The 14,337-nt window shown below is 67.7% G+C and carries 9 protein-coding genes and 1 pseudogene; 5 read left to right on the top strand and 5 right to left on the bottom strand.

What is annotated here, in order from left to right:
* Positions 1–189: 189 nt before the first annotated feature.
* Positions 190–1,620, bottom strand: coding sequence for an aminopeptidase P family protein (locus ACFY2X_RS00315; protein WP_389930120.1), 1,431 nt, complete (start codon positions 1,618–1,620; stop codon positions 190–192).
* A gap of 349 nt (positions 1,621–1,969) precedes the next feature.
* On the opposite strand from ACFY2X_RS00315, the gene ACFY2X_RS00310 reads away from it, so the two are divergent.
* Entirely contained in the window at positions 1,970–2,398 is a 429-nt protein-coding gene (locus ACFY2X_RS00310) for a CBS domain-containing protein (protein WP_389930117.1), read from the top strand.
* A gap of 159 nt (positions 2,399–2,557) precedes the next feature.
* Here the strand turns inward: ACFY2X_RS00310 and ACFY2X_RS00305 are convergent, their stop codons facing one another.
* On the bottom strand, positions 2,558–5,863 hold the full coding sequence (locus tag ACFY2X_RS00305) for a S8 family serine peptidase (RefSeq protein WP_389930114.1): 3,306 nt from the start codon (positions 5,861–5,863) through the stop codon (positions 2,558–2,560).
* 462 nt (positions 5,864–6,325) lie between these two features.
* On the opposite strand from ACFY2X_RS00305, the gene ACFY2X_RS00300 reads away from it, so the two are divergent.
* Positions 6,326–6,580: a Smr/MutS family protein gene (locus ACFY2X_RS00300; RefSeq protein WP_389930111.1), complete on the top strand. Its 255-nt coding sequence runs from the start codon at positions 6,326–6,328 to the stop codon at positions 6,578–6,580.
* A gap of 146 nt (positions 6,581–6,726) precedes the next feature.
* Here ACFY2X_RS00300 and ACFY2X_RS00295 read toward each other — a convergent pair whose 3' ends face one another.
* Together ACFY2X_RS00295 and ACFY2X_RS00290 are read right to left on the bottom strand one after the other, a co-directional pair.
* On the bottom strand, positions 6,727–7,626 hold the full coding sequence (locus tag ACFY2X_RS00295) for a hypothetical protein (protein ID WP_389930108.1): 900 nt from the start codon (positions 7,624–7,626) through the stop codon (positions 6,727–6,729).
* Positions 7,627–7,885: 259 nt separating this feature from the next.
* Positions 7,886–8,141: pseudogene (locus ACFY2X_RS00290) on the bottom strand (IS5/IS1182 family transposase); the annotation flags it as partial.
* A gap of 89 nt (positions 8,142–8,230) precedes the next feature.
* Here ACFY2X_RS00290 and ACFY2X_RS00285 point away from each other — a divergent pair.
* From ACFY2X_RS00285 to ACFY2X_RS00275, 3 genes are all read left to right on the top strand, one after another.
* On the top strand, positions 8,231–8,752 hold the full coding sequence (locus tag ACFY2X_RS00285; protein WP_389930106.1) for a MarR family winged helix-turn-helix transcriptional regulator: 522 nt from the start codon (positions 8,231–8,233) through the stop codon (positions 8,750–8,752).
* Between the two features lie 97 nt (positions 8,753–8,849).
* On the top strand, positions 8,850–9,311 hold the full coding sequence (locus ACFY2X_RS00280; protein WP_389930103.1) for a hypothetical protein: 462 nt from the start codon (positions 8,850–8,852) through the stop codon (positions 9,309–9,311).
* Between the two features lie 78 nt (positions 9,312–9,389).
* On the top strand, positions 9,390–10,265 hold the full coding sequence (locus tag ACFY2X_RS00275) for an NmrA family NAD(P)-binding protein (protein ID WP_389930100.1): 876 nt from the start codon (positions 9,390–9,392) through the stop codon (positions 10,263–10,265).
* A 132-nt stretch (positions 10,266–10,397) separates the two neighbouring features.
* Here ACFY2X_RS00275 and ACFY2X_RS00270 read toward each other — a convergent pair whose 3' ends face one another.
* Positions 10,398–13,463 carry an NPCBM/NEW2 domain-containing protein gene (locus tag ACFY2X_RS00270; protein WP_389930098.1) on the bottom strand — a complete coding sequence of 1,022 codons (3,066 nt, stop codon included), beginning with the start codon at positions 13,461–13,463 and terminating at the stop codon, positions 10,398–10,400.
* Positions 13,464–14,337: the final 874 nt, after the last annotated feature.

The raw sequence follows: 14,337 nt of genomic DNA, 5'->3' as shown, positions 1-14,337 counted from the left end.
CCGTTGTGCCATGACCACCTCGGGATTCGCCGCTCCCACCATGGAGCAGCCACCCTACTGACGGGTAGTCCAGTAAGTCGATGGCTCTTGTGTAATTTGATGAAAAGGGATGAGGCCCAGGTCACAACTTGTCAGGACCTCACACCTTTCCCGGGCGTCCGTGAGGGCCGATCGAGGCCGGCGTCGCGATCAGGAGGAGATCGCGCTCATCCACCCCTCGATCTCGTCGGGGTGGCGGGGCAGCCCGGCCGACATCAGGCGGGCACCGTCGGCGGTGATGACGAGGTCGTCCTCGATGCGCACGCCGATGCCACGCAGCTCCGGCGGGAGCGTCAGGTCGTCCGGCTGGAGGTAGAGACCGGGCTCGACGGTGAGCACCTGCCCCTCCTCGAGCACGCCGTCCAGATAGACCTCCGAGCGGGCCTTGGCGCAGTCGTGGACGTCCATGCCGAGCATGTGGCCGCTGCTGCACAGGGTGTAGCGGCGGTACAGCCCGCTGTCGGCCTCCATCGCCTCGTCCGCGCTGATCTTCAGGACGCCCCAGTCGTGCAGTCCCTCGGCGATGACCCGCATGGCCGCCCGGTGGAAGTCACGGAACCTCGCGCCCGGCCGCAGGGTGGCGATCGCGGCGGTCTGGGCCTCGTAGACCAGCTCGTAGACCTGGCGCTGGACCGGGTTGAAGCGTCCCGACAGCGGCAGGGTCCTGGTGATGTCGGCGGTGTAGAGGTTGTCGGTCTCCACGCCCGCGTCGAGCAGCAGCAGCTCGTTCTCGTTCAGGCGGCCGTCGTTGCGGATCCAGTGCAGCACGCACGCGTGGGCGCCGGAGGCCACGATGCTCTGGTAGCCGACGTAGTTTCCCTCCAGGCGGGACCGGAGGCCGAAGACCCCCTCCAGGTAGCGCTCGCCGCGCCGGTGGGCCAAGGCCGCGGGCAGCGCCCGTACGACGTCCTCGAACCCGCGCGTGGTCGCGTCCACCGAGAACTGTAGCTCGGCGATCTCCCACTCGTCCTTGATCAGTCGCATCTCGGAGAGGAAGGCGGCCAGCTCCGCGTCCTTGTCGGAGCCGCCGTCATGCGGTGCGACCCGGGCGTCCACCGACGCGTCCACCCCGCGCAGGACCCGCGCGGGCCCGCTGAGCGCATCGTCGAGCTTGTCGAGCGGCGCGCACTCGATCTGGTAGAGCGCCTCGGCCTCGGCCAGGTCGGGGCGGCGGCCCACCCAGAACTCGCCGTAGCGGCGGTCCCGATAGAACTCCTGCCCCGCCGTCCCCGGCGCGGAGCGCGGCGATCGCGGCCGCAGGAACAGCCTGGCCGTCCCGGACGGCTCGATGACCAGGACGTTGTCCGGTTCCTGGTCACCGGTGAGGTAGGCGAACGCGCTGTGCGTGCGGAAGCGGTAGTCGTCGTCGTTGCTGCGGACCTTGAGCGTGCCGGACGGGATGACGAGCCGCTCTCCGGGAAAGCGCGCGGCGAGCGCGCCGCGCCGCTTGGCGGTGTACGCGGCCTGGGGCAGTGCGGCCAGGTCGTCGCGGTGGGTGTCGGCCCAGCCGGTCCGCATGAACTCGGCGAGGGCGTCGGAGATGGGCAGGTCGTGGCTGCCGGTGTTGAGCTTGTCGGTCATCGTGTCCCCGGAGCGAAGGAGTGTGGTATTTCACACATTACTCTCGGGTGGTACGGCTTGCATCCCTACTTTAGGGACTTTGGGGGAGTGTGAACCGCACCCTCGACCGGCGGTGCGCCGAGGCGTCTCCGGCCGGGCCGGAGATCGTCGCCGGACGACCGGTGAACGCCGCCGCCGACGGCATGGGCCGGGTGCCTTTCTCGCAGGTAGAACCCGCTCCAGCCCTCGACGCGGTCCGGTTGCCACCCCTAACGTGGCGACTACACGCTTTGCCGTCGCGGACGCTTAGACGGAGCGCGGACAGGGCAAAGTTCAGGAATACCCCAGCCGGCTGAACGAGGTGGTCTCGATGCTGATCGGTGCGATCTTGAAAGGCAAAGGAACAGACGTGGCGACCGTCCGCCCCCAGGCGACGGTGACCGAACTGCTGGCCGTTCTGGCCGAACACAACATCGGCGCCGTGGTGGTGTCCGAGGACGGCTCGTCGATCATGGGCATCGTCTCCGAACGCGACGTGGTGCGCCGCCTGCACGACCGCGGCCCCGGTGTGCTGAGCTCTCCGGTGTCGTCCATCATGACGGCCGAGGTCCGCACCTGCCCGCCCGACGCCAACGTCGACGACCTGCGCCAGACCATGACCACGCACCGCATCCGGCACGTGCCCGTCGTGGACGGCGAACGGCTGGCCGGGATCGTGAGCATCGGCGACGTGGTCAAGAGCGCCATCGAGACGCTGGAGACCGAGAAGGCCTACCTGGTCGACTACCTCCACCGCTGAAGACCTCTCCCGGGCGGCCGGGGCGGGCGGAAGGCCGGCGGCACGCCCCTCCGCCGCCTGGCGTGAGATCTCACGCCAGGCGCGGGTGAGACACGGCAAGGCCCGTGGGGCCCGGCACCGGGTGCCGGGCCCCACGGGGTCCCACGTCTTCCGCGCCTCCTACTGCACGGTTATCTTGTCGACCTCGATGGTGATGCCCTTGACCTTGGGCGTGGAGGTGCCGGTCGTCACCGTCCCGGTCCCCGCGCTGACTCCCTTGACCTTCATCGTGTAGGTCAGGGTGCCGCCGGGAGCGCCGGGCGTGCTGGTCACCCGCAGGTCCTGGGTCGGCGGACCGGTGATCTGGCCGCCGGCCGTGCCCTCGTCGTTCTCGGCGCCGACGGTCAGGCCGTAGGACGCCGGGGCGTCGCCGGGCAGGTGGCCCGGGTCGTAGGTGTAGGTGATGTCCTCGGTGCCGTTCAGCCCGATCCACTGCTGGAACACCTTGGCGTCGGTCGTGCCGTAGACGTTGAGCCGCCATTCGACGACGAGCCACCTGCTCACGCCGTCGGACAGGGTCCCCGCGTACACGCCCGGAGTGCCGGTGCCGTCCAGGTCGGTCCAGTAGGGGGCGAGCAGGTTGTTCGGGGTGGCCGGGTCGGGCAGGTGCTGCGGCGTGGCGGAGATGTCGGTGGAACCCGACGTGCCGCCCGCGACCGTGTAGCCGTTGGAGACGATGCCGATCCGGGTGTAGGTCTTGCCCGCGTACGTGAACGCGGGAACGTTGAAGTTGATCGCCTGCTCGTCGCCGATCGGCGTCGGCGTGATGCCGAAGCTGTCCAGCGGTATGTAGGGGGCGGGCCCGGTGCCCGGGGCGATGCTGGGCTTGTCCGGCTGCCTGGCCACGAGGGTGGTCTTCGCCGTCGCGATCTGGGAGCCGACCTTCGTGGCGCCGGTCACGCTGTTCAGGCTCAGCTTCCCGTCCAGGGTGCTGACCGCCGTCACCTCGGCGTCCTGGAGGGTGTTGTTCTGCACGCTGACCGTGCAGGTGGACTCACCGGTGCCGCGGGGGATGCTGGCCGGGGTGCAGGTCTGGTCGACCGGGATGGCGCCCTCCTTGCGGACGAACGCCACGGGCAGGTGCAGATCGCGCTTGCCGCCCACCTGCTTGAGGTTCACCTGGCCGAAGTACTGCCCGTCCGGCAGGTCCGGCGCGGTGATGACCACGGTGAGCTCGGCGCTCTTGCCCGGCTTGACGCTGAACAGCGGCGGCAGCACCGCGATGTGCGCCCCGTCCACGGTCGTGCCGCCGGCGGTGTAGGTGAGCGTCTTGTCGGTGACGTTGGTGACGGTCCGCTTGGCGGTGATGAGACCCGGCATGATCGGGGCGTTCACCGACGGCAGGTTGAGGTCGATGCGGTTGAGCTCGTCGTTCGCCGAGGCGGCGAAGTTCTCCGCGGTCTCGCTCAGGGTCAGACCGGGGTCGCCGGCCTTGGTCAGGTCGATGCGGCCGCCGCCGAAGTCGAACGGGTCGGCGGGGGTGACGCGGTCCTGCTTGGTGACCGAGGTCTTGGCCGTCGTCTCCAGAGCGGACTTGACCTGGCCAGGGGTCCAGTCGGGGTGCAGCGCGAACACCAGGGCCGCGGCGCCCGCGACGTGCGGCGACGACATCGAGGTGCCGGCGATGACCTGGTACAGGTTGCCCTGCGGACCGCCCGCCGGGCCCTCCAGGGTCGGCGTCTGCCCGGCCAGGATGTGCAGGCCGGGCGCGGTGACGTCCGGCTTGAGGAAGTCGCCGCCGGGGCCGCGGGAGGAGAACGTGGTGATCACGTCGCCCTGCCAGGTGGCCTTGGCGCCCTGGGTGAACCTGGCGGTCGCGCCGGGGTTGGCGGACAGGAAGGACAACAGGGTGTCGGTCTCCGGCTTGTCGATGTGGACCGCCGGAAGCCAGTGGTTGTCGGTCATCACGTCGAGCGGCGTGGAGTTGTAGAGGATCATTCCGGCCGCGCCGCCCTGGCGCACGTTGTAGCCCTTGAGCACCCGACCGGCGCCGCGTTCACAGGCGACGATCTTTCCGGTGAACAGGCCCGCGGGGGCCGGGGCCGTGCAGAGCGCGTTGGAGTACGGCGGGGCGGAGGCGAGGACCACCGGCAGCGGCGAGTCCACCCCGGCCGTGATGGAGGCGCCCTTGACCGTGGCCGTCGCGCCGCCCGAGCCGGTCAGCGTGATCGTGGACTGGAACGTCCTGCTCTGCGTGGAGGCCGCCACGGTGGTCACCCAGGGGCCGACGTGGTTGACGGTCGCCGCCCCAGGACCGGCGTTGCCCGCCGAGGCCGAGACGAGCACGCCCGCCGCGTAGGCGTCGAGGAAGGCCAGCTCCACCGGGTCGCTGTAGGGGGAGGTGCCGCCGGAGATCGAGAAGTTGATCACACGGACACCGTCGAGGATCGCCCGGCCCACCGCCTGCGTGGAGTCGGAGGGGAAGCAGCCCTGCTCGCCGCAGACCTTGTAGACCGACACGTGCGCGGCCGGGGCGATGCCGTGGATCGGACCGCGGCTGATGCCGAGCGGGTTGGCGTCGGCCACCGGACCGCCGGCCGAGGTGGTCGAGGTGTGGGTGCCGTGGCCGTTGGAGTCGCGGGCGCTGTCGGGATAGACCTCCCCGCCGGGGAACACCGCGTTGTAGGTGTCGAGGAACGGCGCGCCGCCGATCAGTTTCCGGTTGCAGGGGAACGGGTCGGCCGCCGGGGTCAGCGGGTTGTCACCGAAGTCGCAGACGCGCGGGCTGCCGTCCTTGGTCGGGGGCACCTCGGGCAGGGTGCCGGGGTCGGCGAACTGGGGATGCTCCGGCCAGGCGCCGGAGTCCAGGACGCCGACGATGACGCCCTTGCCGGACGAGGCGCTGCCGCCCAGCTTGCTGTAGATCGCCGGCGCCCCGATGAAGGAGGCGCTGGAGTCGGTCAGGAGCTGCTCGGGCTTGTCCTCCTGGACGGCGGCTACCCCGGGCAGCTTCAGCAGCTCGGCCGCCTTGTTGGCCGGAATCCGCAGGGCGATGCCGCCGTAGACGGTGCGCAGCTTCTGGCCGGCCTTGGCGCCCGGGACTTTCTTGGCCAGTTCGGAGAGGAAGGTGTTTTCGACCTCCTCGATATGCTTTTCGTATTTCTTGGCGGCAGTACCTTTGATATCGAGGGACTTACCGGTTTTAGAAGGACTCGTAGCGGGAAGTCCTTTAAGTTCGCCCTGATAGGCGGCATACGAGTCGTAGTCGAGCTTGACCATCACGCTGACCGTGGCGCCCGAGGTCGACTTCAGCAGCGCCGCGTCGCTCTGGGCGAGCTTGCCGGTCACCGACTTGGCGCCCTGGACCGACTCGCCGCCGGTCAGCGGCGTCGCGGTCCATTTCGAGGCCGGGGTGGGGGTCGGATCCGCGCTCGCCGTCGGCGTCATCGCCGCGACGAGCCCGACGCCGGCGGCGAGCACCGCCACGCGCCTGATCCTGGGTAACGGGGACTTGCTTGGCAACGAGACCTCCCTGTGGGGATGCGTGACCACGTCACGGCAAGGAGGTGCCAGGCCACCCGGACATGCCCGGATCAGGGCATGGCTGAGGAGGACTCGGCCCTCCCCGTTGGGTGACGAGAGATCGGCCACCCGTAAAGGCGGCCGATCATGAAGGGGAGCCTAACTAGAGGCCATTTATTTGCCTAGATCCGGAAATTGCCACAATAATCGGCTGAATTGGTCAAATTTAATTACATGATCTGCTTGGCGGCCCAGAAGGGCCTCTTGCCGCGCCCGACGACCGGCGTACGGCCGGCGTACGGCCGGCCACGACGTGCCCCAGGTGGTCTGTCGCGGCCGCGCCGGAGGCCTTAGCCTTGACGCTGCCGGCTTCGCATCGACGCCGGCACGGCCGGTCCACACGAACTTCCCGGTGGAGGAGACGCTTTGAAGCTCAAGCTGGATCTGCACCCGATCTTCAACCGGAGTGAAGAGATCGACAGGGCGCTGCGGGGCATCATCGACGAGGCCATCAGGAAGAAGGCCACCGAGGTCGAGATCATCCCGGGCAAGGGCTCGGGACAGCTCAAGAAGAAGGTCCTGCGCTTCCTGGAGCAGAAGGAGATCAAAGCGCTCTACCACCGCATCGACAAGGACTCCAAGAACCACGGCCGCCTGTTCGTCTACTTCCGCCACAGGTGACCTGACGGCGCTCCGAACGCGCGGCCTCCGGCGTCCGTGATCCGTCAACGCCCCCGGGCCGTCCATGCCCGCAGGCCGTCAACGTCCCCGGACCGTCCACGCCCCCGACCATCCACACCCCCCAGACCGTCCATGCCCGCGGACCGTCAACGCCCGCAGGCCGCGCATGCGGGCCGGGTGATCCGGTAGTAGGCGACCGATGCGGTGGCGACGCCGACGCCCCACATCACGTACGCCGGCACCGCCACCCACATGAACACCGGCTGCTGGAGCGTGCCGTTGAGGGTCTCCAGGACCAGCTGTGCCAGGCCCATGCCGAAATATCCGCACAGCGCCCCCGCGACCGCGAACCCGGGCCCCACCACCAGCCAGCGCGGCACCCGGCGCCCGGCCAGCGGGACCACCCACCGGGGCCACACCTTGCCCCAGGAGTGGACGAGGGCCAGCGGGAGCAGCACGCCGCCGAGCACGAACCCGGCCTCGAAGATCAGAAGCTGGGGGCCGCCCCTGCTGGGGATGCCGTCGCTGTCGAACAGCGCGAACTGCGCGAAGACCCTGAACGCGAACCCGGTCACGGCCGCGTAGGCGCCCAGATACGCCCAGCGCGGGGTGCGCGCGAGCCTCGGGATCCCGCTGCACCTGGCGCAGCCACGCAGCCTGCGCTGGTAGGCCAGCGCGGTCGCCCCGGTGAGCGCGGCCACGGCCAGGCAGCCCATCCTGCTCAAGAAACCCATCCCGTCCTGCGGGATGCCCATGTCAGGCAGGATGCCGCCCACCACGTCGAGCAGGACCATGGCCGCGGCACCGGTCAGCGCGACGCTCAGCACCCAGGCGGCGAGAACGAGGACCGCCCGGCCACCCGTCGTCCTCAGCGCCACCACGACGGCCGCCGCCGCCACGCACAGCCCGATCGCCGACCACCCCGGCAGCGTGAGGTCACTGCCCCGGCCCCAGGCGGGCTCGCCCGCCAACACCCAATAGCCGCGCACGGCCGCGTAGGCCAGCGCCCACACCGCCGCGATCCACGGGACCAAACGCTCTGTCATGCGTCCACTCTGGCCGGACGCAGTCCCCCGCACCTCACCTCCGGGCGGGATCCGCCTCCCCCGCGCGAGGGAGGCGGATCCCCGCGGGAGCGAGCGGGCTAATCGGTCGTCTAATGCGGTGACCGGGAACGTTCAGCGGGCCAGGCACCGCTCACCCGCGCCGATCGAGACCGTCCTACCGCTCGCCGTACCGGCGCCCTGGACGGACGACGAACCCGGTGAAGGTATGCGGTCACCGCACTGAGGCCTGTTCGGATCTTTAGATGGATCGGAGGCCCCGGATCCACAGGACGGCGCCGCGCAGGCAGAGCCCGGCCGGATGGCTCTCCGGGGTCTTGTCGAAGCGGAAGGCCGGCCCGCGCCACTGTTTGATCCGGTTGATGCAGCGCTCCGCCGTGTTGCGCTCCTTGTACAGAACCTCATCTGTGGTGGATGGGGCGGCCTTCGCGTGAGCTTCGCTTCGTGCGGTTGGCCGCCTGGTCCGCCTTCTCCGGGATCACCGCCCGGATGCCGCGCCACCCCACCGAGTGGTGAACCAGGCTGTGATGCGGTCGGCGCCGTCGCATGACTTGACCGATAGATAGTTAGCTGCCATATTAATTTCATGAGCAACGAGGACGCGAACCCCGACGCTGTGCCCACGCTTGATCAGGCGCAGCGGCAGATCGCGCGGTACGGGCTCGATGCCGACCCGCAGGCGGTGCTTGTGGCGGTGCGGCTGATGGACGCCGGGGCGCGACTGGACCGCGCGTCCGAAGTGCACTTCTCGCGTTTTGGGCTGTCGACAGGGCGTTACCGCCTCCTGGCGAACCTTGAGGACAGCGACGGAGAAAAGGCGCCGTCACAGCTTGCCAAGAGCCTTGGTGTCTCGCGTGCCACAGTGACCGGCCTGGTGGACGGGCTCGAGCGCGAGGGCCTTGTGGTTCGCCGCGCATCCGCGGAGGACGGGCGGGGTGCGGTGGTCGTACTTACGGCGCGCGGTGCCCAGCGACTGCGCGATATGGCCGCGGACCACTTCGCGCGGATCCAGGCGCTGGTCGGCGGACTGACCACCGACGAACGCGGGCTGTTCCTGGACCTCCTGGAGCGGATCTCCCAGCGGATCGGCGTGCTGGCCGCCGAGTAGCCTCCCGCACCCCCACAGAGAAGCGCCACCCTGATCGGGCGGCGCTTCTCTGTGGGAATATAGTTAGCTACCTAATTATCTTGTTGAGGAGCCGATGGTGAGCCGTACCCGCAGGGCCGCCGAGCGCAGTTCCGCCACACGCCCGTTCACACTCTGGAAGGAAGTCGCGGTCGCCTACCTGTCGCCCGCGCTCACAGGCGGGCTCGGTGGAATCCTCAGCGGACAGCCCGAACTGACCATGGCCGCCTTCACCTCCATCGGGGCTACGTCGGCCGTGGTGGCCTTCATCATCGGTGCGTGGCTGCATCGCCGGGGCCGGCCGCGCCGGTGGACGACGTCGGTGCCGCGGCCGGTACTCGCCATCGGACTCGGCATTGCCGCCGCCGGAATCGCGGGCCTGGCCGGGTTGTTCGCGTCCGACTGGCTGCCGTCGCACACGTCGGTGCCCGATGCCTGGTGGTTGAAACGGCTGCGGATCGACCTGCCGTTGTCGGCCGCCCTGGCCACCGCAATCGTCACCTGGCGGTGGCGCGGCATGGCATCCCGGCAGCAGGCGTGACCGTGTTCCGGAAGCAGAAATGATCCGGCCGGTCTCCACCCGTTTCCCTGGACCCATCAACCATGAAAGGCACACACTGTGATCACCATCATAGGCGCGACCGGTGCCACCGGCGGCGCGTTGCTCCGGCGACTGGTCGAACGGGGCATCCCCTGCCGCGCCGTCAGCCGTACTCCGGACAAACTGCGCGTCGCGATCGGTGCGGAAATGCCGGTCGAGGTCGTCGGTGCGGACGCCGCGGATCCCCGCGCGCTCCGTGCCGCGTTCACCGGATCCACGCAACTGTTCCTCGCCATGGCCAACAGCCCAAGTCAGGTCGAGTTGGAGATCAACGCGATAGACGCCGCAGCCGCGTGCGGGGTACGGCACGTCGTCAAACTCTCCGCCCCGGCCGCCGAGCCGGACTCCCCGGTCGCCATCTCACGCGGGCACTGGCAGGTTGAGGAACGCCTCGCAGCAACCGGCATGGTGGGCACGGTGCTTCGGCCGTATGCGTTCATGCAGAAGTTGCTCCTGAATGCCCAGGCAGTCGCCGAGGGCGTTCTCATCGGGGCGATGCGCGACGCGCCCTGCAACTACATCGACGTCCGGGACATCGCCGACGTCGCCGTGGAGACCCTCCTCCGTCCGGATCTTGCCGGCGCCACGTACGCACTGACCGGCCCCCAGGCCTTCAGCCAACCGGAACTCGCCGACCTCCTGGGCAAGTTGACGGGCCACCCCGTCCGCTACATCGACCTGTCACCGGACGATTTCCACGCCCATCTCATCCGAACCGCGCACATGCCGGACTGGCTCGCGAGCCACGTCGTGGAGATCCAGCAACTGGCCATCGCGCGTCCAGAGGCCCCGAACAACACCGTGGAGACCGTCCTCGGCCACCCCGCCCGAACACTCGACACCTTCATCCGTGAACATCTCACCATGTTCACGACAGCCCCCCTTTTTCGTTGATTCTGCTCGGGGGACGACGGAATCGGCGAAGTCGAGGATCGGCGACGGGAAGCGGCTGGCATACGCGTGACAAGCCGGCGGGTCGCCCCGGAGGGCTCCCCGCCGGCTTCGGTGCAGGCTTCGGTGCCGGTGTTACCGCACCAGTTTTGCTCCGGCCCAGTCGGCGTGGTCGCTGTTGATGCCGTCGCCGGCGTCCGTCACCTTCAGCACCAGCGAGGTCACGCCGGCGATGCTGACGTCGATGGACTGGGTCGCGCTCGACGGCGTCATGGCCGCCGGGCTCTCGTACAGCTTGACGCCGTCGCCCCAGACCTGGAACTTGATCGTCGCGTTCGCGCTGACCTCGTCATCGACGCCGACGTCCGATTGGAACCTTGAGTACCCGCCGTTCAAGGTGTAGGTGATGGTGCTGTTGGCGTGCGTACCGATGCCCTTGGTGTACGTGGTCCCGTTCAGGGTGAGGGTGTGCCCGTCAACACTCTGGTCCTTGTGAATGGTGCCCCACTCGATCGTGGGAGTGCCGGTCCAGTTCAGATCGCTGAGGGACACCGCACCACCGCTGCCACTGTTCCCGATGATCTTTGCATTCGCCCAGTCGGCGTGGTCGCTGTTGATGCCGTCGCCGGCGTCCGTCACCTTCAGCACCAGCGAGGTCACGCCGGCGATGCTGACGTCGATGGACTGGGTCGCGCTCGACGGCGTCATGGCCGCCGGGCTCTCGTACAGCTTGACGCCGTCGCCCCAGACCTGGAACTTGATCGTCGCGTTCGCGCTGACCTCGTCATCGACGCCGACATTCGATTGGAACCTTGAGTACCCGCCGTTCAAGGTGTAGGTGATGGTGCTGTTGGCGTGCGTACCGATGCCCTTGGCGTAGGTGGTGCCGTTCAGCCTGATGGGGTTCCCATCGACGCTCCTGTTCTTCTGAATGGTGCCGAAGTCGCTCGTGGCATTGGCCCACGTGAGATCGCTCAGATCGACCGTCTGTCCGTTCCCGCTGGTGGCGGTGGTGACGGTGACCGCGTTGCTGGCCCCGGAGACGTTCTCGGCGGCGTCCCTCGCCTTCACCGTGAACGTGTACGGTGTCGAGGCCGAAAGGTCGGTCGCCGTGAAGCTCGTGCCCGTCGACGAACCGATCAGCGTGGTGCCGCGGTAGATGCTGTAGCCGGTCACGCCGACGTTGTCGGTCGACGCCGTCCACTTCAGGTCCACGCTGTTCGACGTCACATTGCTGGATGTGAGGTTGGTCGGCGCGGTGGGAGCCGTGGTGTCACCCCCTGTGGCTCCGGCGGTCGCGGTCACGGACGCACCGCTGGCCACCGGCACGGTCACGTAGGACACCGTCCGGCCGTACAGCGACTTGGTCTGCGGCGTCTGCGCGGTGCCGTTCACGTTGATCGTGGAGAGGGTTCCGTAGAACTGGGCTTCCCAGTTGACGGTGCCGCCGGAGTTGTTGGTCAGCGTGGAACTCGTCGTGCCGGTGTGCTTGAGCTTCAGGTCGTTGCCGCCGACCTTGAGGTGGTTGATTTCCACCCAGGGCACCTCGGACGTCAACCGCGGGATGGTGGCCACCTTGTTGTTCGGGGCATCCGGTTGCACGCCCATCATGCCGTCGATGGTGCTGCTGACCACCATGAACGAGATCTCCGGGTAACCGTTCCTGCCGGTCATGAGCTTCTTGAGCCACGACCAGCCCTCTGAAGGCCGGTTGTACTGGTAGTACATCTCCGGCAGATAGGAGGTCGCCTCGACATTCAAGTCGTCATCGTTGGCGGCGATGAAATCCAGGTAACTGCTGGTCCTGGTGCCGTGGTCGCCCAGCCCTGTCAGCATCATCAGGAAGCTGGCCTCGTGCCCCCAGCTGCTGTAGCCCGTGCCGCCGGCGTCCTTGCCGCGGATGTACCGGTTGTTCGACGCGTCCCACCAGTTCTTCTCGAAGTAGTCGCGCACCCGCTGAGCGCGATTGGTCCACTTCGTGCTGTTGGCGTTGTCGCCCTTCGCCTTCAGGATCGCCGCATACGCCAGCATCGACTGGTATTGGTACCCGAGCGCGTCGGCGGCGGAGACGAGATTCTCATTCGGGAACTCGAAGAATGTCGCTGTGTATTCCCCGGTCTGCTTTTTCGCCACCGGCTGCTCGCTGGACGGGCTCGCGTCGTTCCACTTCACCTCGTGATTGGTCAGGAACGAACCCATGGTCGAGTCGTAGTACGCCGAAAGGGCCGGATCGTTGATCCAGTTCGAGTCGCCCGTCCACAGGTACTGCTTGTAGGCCTTGGCCATCACGTTGAACGGCGACGGCAATTCCCGGAAGCCCGTGCCGTCGATGTAGTACATGATCCCGGAGGAGCTATGCGCCCACAACGGCCAACCATTCTGGCCCGGATCGTCGGCATCGCCGGCGAACGTCTTCAGCATGTTGAACGTCTTGGCATCCAGGCCGAGCGCGTGCGCGCCATCCGACTGGTGGGCGATGTCCCGGTTGTAGAAGGCCTCCCGGTTGACGTAGGAACCCCAGTAGCCGGGCGTCATCGTGGTGTGCGTGGAATCCGTGAGGCGCCACCACTCCGGTTCGTGTCCCATCATCGGGTTCCCCGGGTAGAACGTCATACCCAAGGCCCGATCCTTGCCCCAGTTGAAACCGTCGTTCAGCGTCGCGTTCGGTGAATCGATGGTCAGCGTGCTGGTCGGCGGCCCCACGTATTCCTGGATCGTGATTTTGTCGACGCGCGGTGTCTCGCCGGCGGACACGGCCGTCAGCTTGACGGTGTCACCGGTGTTGAGTGTGACCTTGCTCGACGTATGGTTGTCGATGTTCACCGGATTGGTGTAGTCGCTGCCGTTCCGCTGCGACGTTTCCCATGAATCCACGGTGGTGGAGTTCACGGAAATCGTATATTTCACTCCGCTTGCGGTCTTGCCGTTGTAGCGCGTGATGATGTCGTAGGTTCCGGCGGCTCCGGTGTAGGGCTTGGTAGCGGTGCTCGTCTGCCCTGAAACGCCCTGGACGTAGGTGACGGTCTCGATTGCCGCGCCGTTATAGGTGTGGTTGACGGTGGCTGTCGTGAAGTTGGCCAGCGTCATGCTCTCGGCTTCGATGACGTACGGCCCCGCCGCCTCGGCGGGTATGCCGGGAAGGGCAACCAAAGTGAGGGCCGATGCCAATAAGGCAAGTAGTGCACAAGTAAATCGACGCATGTGCGATCGATTCCTTTCGGTGTATTCCGAGTTTCGAGACGGGCGCCATCGCACGCCATCTGGTTTGCTGTGAAACGTGCCGGGACAGAGCGGTGCCGGCAGCCGTTGGCGGCCCCGACGGCCTGCGTTTGCATGCCGCCGGCCACGTTGCCGAGGAAGCCGGCCGACCCGGGTGGTACAGGGCGACTCCAGGGCCCTGCCATCGGTGAGTGCGGGTGCGACCGCCCGCGAGTGCGTCGATGCCGAAGTGCGGCCGGGGTACCTCCGGCCGGGCGGGGTCACCTGAGTGGTATGTGCGGTCGCTCAGGTCTGCTTGCCGACGCTGCTTCGCGACCGGCGGGGCGGGGTCGGGGGGATCAAGGCGACGGGCCGCCCGGTTGATGAAGTCGGCCCTCCGAGGTGATGGTGCGGGCCATCGGTGCGAGGCCGGAGTGTCGCCCTCCGGCCGTTCGTCACCGGCCTGGAGCTGCTAGCCGGAATTGAGGGCGTTCCGCGTGGTGCTGCACGAGGTCATCGCGGCGATGTTGACACAGGGGGGCGTGGGGGAGGGGGCGAGGGTGAGCCGCCACCGGACGCGGCGGGTGGGCACGGGTGACGTCCTTTCATCGGTACGCCGAACATTGCGTTGAAAGAAGTTGAACTGTGTTTCCTATTGAGTACTTCACCATGATCTATGTCAATAGTTGTTTAGTTTGACGATTGCTGACTACGCTCCTGGCTCATCTATGCCCGCACCAGATGCGGGCCGGGCGCTGCAAGTCCAGGCGCGCTGCCTCAACACGCCGGAATCCACATGTCGGCGGCTCGATGCCCCGATGCGACCGGATGGCACGTGCTCCAGCAAAGTGACCGAGACGGGACGGCTGTGCCCTGG

Origin of the sequence: Streptosporangium sp. NPDC000396 (assembly GCF_042898655.1) — a bacterium.
Classification (GTDB): Bacteria; Actinomycetota; Actinomycetes; order Streptosporangiales; family Streptosporangiaceae; genus Streptosporangium.
The sequence above is the reverse complement of the archived record's forward strand: the minus strand, read 5'-3'. Positions and strand labels throughout refer to the sequence as shown.

Bases quoted from the DNA above. Each gene is read 5' to 3' on its own strand.
- ACFY2X_RS00315 (WP_389930120.1), bottom strand. From the start codon at position 1,620: ATGACCGACAAGCTCAACACCGGCAGCCACGACCTGCCCATCTCCGAC.
- ACFY2X_RS00310 (WP_389930117.1), top strand. From the start codon at position 1,970: ATGCTGATCGGTGCGATCTTGAAAGGCAAAGGAACAGACGTGGCGACC.
- ACFY2X_RS00295 (WP_389930108.1), bottom strand. From the start codon at position 7,626: ATGACAGAGCGTTTGGTCCCGTGGATCGCGGCGGTGTGGGCGCTGGCC.
- ACFY2X_RS00285 (WP_389930106.1), top strand. From the start codon at position 8,231: ATGAGCAACGAGGACGCGAACCCCGACGCTGTGCCCACGCTTGATCAG.
- ACFY2X_RS00270 (WP_389930098.1), bottom strand. From the start codon at position 13,463: ATGCGTCGATTTACTTGTGCACTACTTGCCTTATTGGCATCGGCCCTC.